We start from the raw sequence: 6647 nt of genomic DNA, 5'->3' as shown, positions 1-6647 counted from the left end.
TGGACGATGCCAATTCGAGACTGGCGTAATGCAATGAGTCGTTTTATCATTGAATTTGAGGAACGCCTCAATAAACATATTTAAAATGTAAAAACGGGCAGTTACACAGAATCCGTTACAGGCTCCGGTAGTCAAGTACTTCGTCTCTTTACTCCCACTAACTTTACCCTTGCTAACTTTACCCTCGCTAGCTACCCCTCCCTAACAGCTCAGCTTTTACTTATCACTTTAATTAATCCGCCCAGCATTTTAGATAATTCGGTTGTTTCATTGATCCACTGAAATGCCGTATTCGAATCGATTTCTCCTATTTCCATAGATATATAAAGTTGAGACCTCAATTCACCACAACTGCCTTTGGCGTAATACAAAAAACGAACACAATCTTTCGAAGACATTCTTTCATAGCCTTCCGCTATATTCGATGATATTGACAAGCTAGAACGGGTTATTTGATCTTTTAAACCTCGCTCATGACTTGATTTAAAGTGTTTAAATACAGCTACTGATAGTGCCGCTGATCGTTTCCATACGTCTAGTCGCTCAAAATTCATAATATCAATTATTCAGTGTTTTATATATTTATAGTACAAAAAATCAAAAAACAACATTAAAGGTACAACTTTACCCTAGCTAACTTTACCCTCGCTAACTTTTCCCCACAAAAAAAGCCGCTTAGTTTAACTAGGCGGCTTTGGAGGTTAGTCTCACTGTATTTGGGCGTGTCTCCAAACGAGTGAATACGTTACCAAGGAACTTTTTGTTTATTACGCTTAGATTGACTCTAAGGCAATTTTAACCATTTCATTGAAGGTGCTTTGACGCTCTTCACTTGGGGTTGCTTCACCAGTGATCACGTGGTCACTCACGGTAAATAATGCCATGGCTTTTGCGCCATATTCAGCAGCAACGCCGTATAAACCGGCTGTTTCCATATCTACCGCTAACATACCTAGTTTATCAAGTTCTTGATAAAAGCTGTTATCGGCTTGATAAAATGTGTCGGTGGTAAATACGTTACCCACTTTCGCTTTAATACCTAGCTCTTTTGCTGCATTAACGCCGTTTAATAGTAAATCAAAATCAGCAATTGCTGAGAAATCATAACCACGTACACGCGCACGGTTTACATTTGAATCTGTGCTTGCGCCTTGTGCAAAAATAACGTCACGAATTTTAATGTCGCTACCAATACCACCACAGGTGCCGATACGAATAAGGTTTTTAACGCCATAGCTGACGATTAGTTCGCGTGCATAAATCGACATTGATGGAATGCCCATACCAGAACCCATGATGCTTACTGGTTTACCTTTATAAGTGCCAGTAAAACCATACATGTTACGAACGCCGGTTACTTTTACAGCATCATCAAGAAAATTTTCAGCAATGTATTGCGCACGTAATGGATCACCCGGCATTAATACCGTTTGTGCAAAATCGCCATTATTTGCGTCAATATGTGGAGTACTCATTATTCGTTTCCTTTTACTTTTAGCGCGTTAAGCTTATCAATAAAGCCATCGCCATATTCAAGTGCAGGTAAGTTAAACCACTGGGCAAGTGTTTGACCTATGTCTGCAAAACTAGCACGTTCACCAAGCGGGGTATTTTCAAGCCCTACCTGATAAGCAAGTACAGGCACATATTCGCGGGTGTGCTCACTGCCCGGGAATGTTGGATCACAACCGTGATCCGCCGTAATAATTAGTACGTCGTCGGCTTTAAGCTGCTTAAGTATCGTTGGTAAGTAATCGTCCAACTGTTTAAGCGCTTTTGCATACCCAACAGGGTCGCGGCGATGACCAAATTTTTCATCAAAATCAACTAAATTAGTAAATATCAAACTGTGATCTGGCGCTGATGCCATTACCTCAGTGGTTTTTGCTAACAAGTTTTGTAAGCCTGGGGCTTTGTGTTTTTGGGTGATCCCTTGATGCGCATAGATGTCAGATATCTTCCCTATGCTAATCACTTCACCACCGTCATCGGCTAGTTTGTCTAGCAATGTTGGCGCTGGCGGTAACACTGAATAATCTCGACGATTGCCCGTTCTGGCAAAGTCTTGATTATTGGAACCCAAAAATGGCCGCGCAATCACTCGTCCTATGTTCATTTCATCAAGCAGCGCCCGTGTGATTTCGCAGACCTGATAAAGTTTTTCTAGACCGAAAGTTTGTTCATGCGCGGCTATTTGAAACACGCTATCAGCTGAGGTGTAACAGATTGGTTTACCTGTTTTTATGTGCTCTTCACCCAGCTGTTCTAAAATCGTAGTACCAGAGGCATGGCAATTACCTAAAATCCCCGGGATACCGGTCCGAGCAATCAGCTCGTCAATTAACTGTTGTGGAAAACTCGGTTGTGTTTTAGGGAAATATCCCCAATCGAATAACACCGGTACACCTGCCATTTCCCAATGACCTGATGGCGTATCTTTACCGCTAGAAAGCTCTTTAGCGTAACCCCAAGCAGCAATCGGTGTTTGGCGGTCACTAACAAGGCACGGTTCGTTGCCTGCAGCTTCACACGCATCAACTAAACCTAATAACGATAAGTTAGGTAGTGATAGTCGTTCGCCGGTTTCTTCAAAGTATGCTTTAAGCAAATGTGCAAAAGTGTTTGCGCCCACGTCGCCAAACTTGTCAGCGTCTGGTGCTGCACCTATGCCTAGGCTATCTGCCATTAATATAATTGCTCTTGCCATACTCACCTCGATTATCCAATGTAGCTACTTTATATTTTTGTGCTTTTTAACGTACAGGACATAAGTCCTGTTTCATAAAACCTAAACATTATAAATTTCACCCCTTAAAGCGAAGCAAGAGAGATTATTCGTGTCTTTTTTGCTATTGTGATCTACCAACAATGTATCCTTCTGTGTGGATGAGAACTTTAGTGACACGAACAATAATAGCCATTGCTGGCGCTTCTGCGTCTGGCAAATCTCTTTTTAGCCAAACTATTTATAATGAATTGGTGAATGAGCTTGAACCAGGCGCTATCGCCGTGATTGAAGAAGATGCGTACTATAAAGACCAATCGCATTTGCCGTTTGATCATCGTACGCAAACGAATTACGACCACCCTGATGCGTTTGAACATGAGTTAATGTGTAAGCATTTAACACAGTTACGTGATGGCGAAGCGGTAGAAGTACCTACCTATGATTATGCGCAGCATACTCGCAGTGACAAAACACGCACTGTGATGCCAGCAGAAATTCTCATAGTTGAAGGGATTTTATTGCTTAGTGATAAAGCGCTACGTAAAGAATTTGATATCAAAGTGTTTATTGATACACCGCTTGATATTTGCCTGATGCGCCGTATGCAACGTGATATGGAGCAACGAGGCAGAACATTACAGTCCGTTGTTGAACAATATCAAGCTACAGTGAGACCGATGTTTTATCAGTTTATTGAGCCTTCAAAGCACAATGCTGATTTAGTGGTTACACGTGGTGGTATGAATCGTGTTGCGATTGATATAATTAAAAGTAAAATAAAATATTTACTGCAAAAATAACAACGGGAATAAGCAAAGATGACAACATTTATGAGCTTAGTCGGCATGTGTATGCTGCTAGGCATTGCATTTGCGGCTTCGACAAATCGCAAAGCAATTAGTTTAAGAACTGTCGGTATCGCTTTTGCCCTGCAATTTATAATTGGTGGTTTTGTCCTGTTTTCAGACGCAGGCAAAAATGCATTAGTTGGCATGTCAAAAGCCGTATCATCGGTAATTGGTTTTGCAAATGACGGAATAGCATTTTTATTCGGTCCGCTTGCTAGCCAAGATGCCTTAGGGTTTATTTTTGCCGTACAAGTCTTACCCGTTATTGTGTTTTTCTCTGCATTGGTTGCAGTGCTTTATCACATTGGCATTATGGATTGGATAATAAGAATATTAGGCGGTGGTTTACAAAAGCTATTAAAAACCTCACGCACTGAGTCGCTCTCAGCGACTGCGAACATTTTTGTTGGCCAAACAGAAGCGCCGCTGATTGTAAAACCATTTATAGCAACCATGACTAAGTCAGAGTTGTTTGCTGTTATGGTGGGTGGTTTAGCCACCGTAGCAGGCTCAGTTATGGCCGGTTATGTGATTATTGGTGTAGAGCTTAAGTATTTAATTGCCGCCAGCTTTATGGCAGCGCCAGGTGGTTTTTTAATGGCCAAGATGATTGTGCCAGAGACCGAAACACCTAAAGATACTTTAGCCGACTTAGATGATATTGAAGATAAACCAGTTAATGTGATTGATGCTGCGGCATCAGGGGCAGCAAACGGTATGCATTTAGCACTAAATGTAGGTGCAATGCTATTAGCATTTGTTGCTTTAATAGCTTTATTAAATGGTTTGTTTGGCGGCATTGGAGGTTTATTGGCTAGCATCGGCGGTTGGTCAATTAACTTCAGTCATTTATTATATAAAACTGCTGGTGACTGGGAGGTAATAGATGGAATCGCAAGTTTATTTAACTCCATTGGTGATTCGCTAAATAGCACGGGTGCTTGGATAAGCTCTTTAACGTTACAAATGATTTTAGGTTATATCTTTGCTCCGGTTGCCTGGTTACTTGGCGTACCGTGGAGTGAAGCAGTTATAGCCGGTAGCTTTATTGGTCAAAAAATAGTAGTCAATGAGTTTGTTGCTTATTTAGACTTTATGAATTATCGCGATACGTTAAGTGCGCACACACAAGCGATTGTCACATTCGCGTTATGTGGGTTTGCTAACTTATCATCGATAGCCATTTTACTAGGTGGATTAGGCGGTATGGCGCCTAGTCGGCGAAAGGATATCGCACGCTTAGGGCTCAGAGCAGTGTTAGCAGGATCTATGGCTAACCTTATGAGCGCCGCAATTGCAGGTTTTTTCCTCTCGCTAGCTTAGAAACTTTGAGATGAACCTTAGTTGCAAAACAATAGGATAAGCCTTTAAGGGGTTAAAGACTTATCTTACTTGAACGATACTTCACAAAGGGCCTTTATGGCCCTTTTATCGTTTTTAATTCACTGTTTACTTTCATAATACTTTTCCTAGTTATTGCTATACTCAAAGTTCTATCGTCAAAAAGAGAAAATAAATGCGGCTATTTATTAATCTGCTACTTCTTTGTATCAGTGTCCATAGTACTGCAAATCAAAACTTAATGGTTGTGACCGAGTTGTCACCGCCGAATCAAGTTTTGCTGAATAATCAGGTAACTGGTTATAGTACTGAGTTAGTAAATATGATTATTTTAGAGGCTAAGCTCAATGCCCCAATCAACATGTACCCTTGGGCACGTGCTTATAAAATGGCGGTTAATAATAGCAACACCTTAATTTACAGTATGGCACGCACTACGGAGCGCGAAACACTGTTTCATTGGATTGGGCCAGTAGCACAGTTTGAAATGGGCTTTGTAAAACTCTCTGAGCGCAGTGATATTAACTTTGATAATACAGAGCAAGCCAAGCAATATAAAATTGCCGTACAGCGCCATGACCTTGCATCGCAAGTATTAGTAAAACGTGGTTTCGAAGTATTGCTGACCACTGATATTCAAAAGTCATATCAGTTACTACTAGCAAGAAAAGTTGATCTGGTAGTAGACGATGCTAATTATCTAGCTTCAATGAGTGAGCAGCTAGCGATCAATGCTAACGCACTGACGTTCGTACATGCCATAGAAGGACTGGCAGTAGCTGGTTACTTAGCTGCAAATATTAATACTGATGAAGATATTATAAAGGCACTGCAGCAGGCTTTTTTAAAGGTTAAAAATACTGAAAAATACCGTCAATTAATAACGGCTAATTAATTAGCTATTTTACATAACGATGCCGATAAGCATCAAAGTTATCCACCGCTTTGAGTTTTTCTAACTGCTCATTGAAGCGCTCAACTATCTCGATAGGCATCTCTTTATTAAAAACTAAATAATTACCCTGTAATGTATTTACTGGCAGCTCAACAAGTTGGACGACTTCTTTACCACCGTGACCAAATTGCTGTAGTTGGTAATCTAAGGCAAACTCTGAGCCGAGAATTAAATCGATTTTATTTTTAAAAAATAAGTTCATATACTCATAGTGATGAGCTACTTTTAATAAGTTTTTATCTTGTTGGAAACCAATACTCTCCACTAACCCCTCATAAATATTGCCTCTAACGACACCTAAGGTGTATGCACTAACTTGAGTAATATCAGTTGGATTAATGTGTTTGTTATCACGAAGGCGATAAAAAAATGTACGTGAAGAAACCAACGGGCCAACCCAGTAAAATAAATCTTCTCGCTCAGCACTGCGAGCGGTTGATACTAGCCCTGAGAGCTGATTTTTTTGCACTAAATCGTATGCCCTTGCCCAAGGCAACAGCTCAAATTTGCACTCCACTTGTGAAAGCTCACACAACGTACGCACAATATCTAAATTAATCCCTTGCAGCTGCCCTTTATTCGAAAAATTATAAGGGGGAAACTGTTCAGTAAAAATAGTAATTGTTGGCTTTGCAATGCAAGTAAATGTGAATCCAAGGCTAATTACTAGGATGAGTAATCGGTAGATAATCTATCTCGTTACAGAATAATAATAATAGATAAAGAATAGGAGGGGGAGCAAGTTACGTCAATTTTCAGACACAAAAAAGCAAGC

At 40.5% G+C, this 6647-nt stretch carries 7 protein-coding genes; 3 read left to right on the top strand and 4 right to left on the bottom strand.

Features of this window, described 5'->3' with window-relative positions:
- Positions 1–209: 209 nt before the first annotated feature.
- The 3 genes from H5201_RS06985 to H5201_RS06975 form a co-directional block, all read right to left on the bottom strand.
- Positions 210–554 carry a four helix bundle protein gene (locus tag H5201_RS06985; RefSeq protein WP_149980369.1) on the bottom strand — a complete coding sequence of 115 codons (345 nt, stop codon included), beginning with the start codon at positions 552–554 and terminating at the stop codon, positions 210–212.
- A 219-nt stretch (positions 555–773) separates the two neighbouring features.
- On the bottom strand, positions 774–1475 hold the full coding sequence (gene deoD / locus H5201_RS06980) for a purine-nucleoside phosphorylase (RefSeq protein ID WP_145238795.1): 702 nt from the start codon (positions 1473–1475) through the stop codon (positions 774–776).
- Positions 1475–2707, bottom strand: coding sequence for a phosphopentomutase (locus H5201_RS06975; RefSeq protein ID WP_182717346.1), 1233 nt, complete (start codon positions 2705–2707; stop codon positions 1475–1477). Before H5201_RS06975 ends, deoD begins: the two co-directional genes overlap by 1 nt.
- A gap of 191 nt (positions 2708–2898) precedes the next feature.
- Between H5201_RS06975 and udk the strand changes: the two genes are divergently transcribed.
- The 3 genes from udk to H5201_RS06960 all read left to right on the top strand — a co-directional run bounded on the left by udk (position 2899) and on the right by H5201_RS06960 (position 5812).
- Positions 2899–3528 carry a uridine kinase gene (gene udk, locus H5201_RS06970; protein WP_149980367.1) on the top strand — a complete coding sequence of 210 codons (630 nt, stop codon included), beginning with the start codon at positions 2899–2901 and terminating at the stop codon, positions 3526–3528.
- An 18-nt stretch (positions 3529–3546) separates the two neighbouring features.
- Complete coding sequence (locus H5201_RS06965) at positions 3547–4899, top strand: NupC/NupG family nucleoside CNT transporter (RefSeq protein WP_182717345.1); 1353 nt, start codon at positions 3547–3549, stop codon at positions 4897–4899.
- A 193-nt stretch (positions 4900–5092) separates the two neighbouring features.
- A complete protein-coding gene (locus H5201_RS06960; protein WP_182739355.1) occupies positions 5093–5812 on the top strand; it encodes an ABC transporter substrate-binding protein in 720 nt (239 codons plus the stop codon).
- Positions 5813–5816: 4 nt separating this feature from the next.
- Here H5201_RS06960 and H5201_RS06955 read toward each other — a convergent pair whose 3' ends face one another.
- Entirely contained in the window at positions 5817–6488 is a 672-nt protein-coding gene (locus H5201_RS06955) for a transporter substrate-binding domain-containing protein (protein WP_310736933.1), read from the bottom strand.
- Positions 6489–6647 lie beyond the last annotated feature (159 nt).

This window comes from Pseudoalteromonas sp. SG43-6 (assembly GCF_014164365.1).
Taxonomy (GTDB): domain Bacteria; phylum Pseudomonadota; class Gammaproteobacteria; order Enterobacterales; family Alteromonadaceae; genus Pseudoalteromonas; species Pseudoalteromonas rhizosphaerae.
This window is presented reverse-complemented; position numbering and strand designations above follow the sequence as displayed.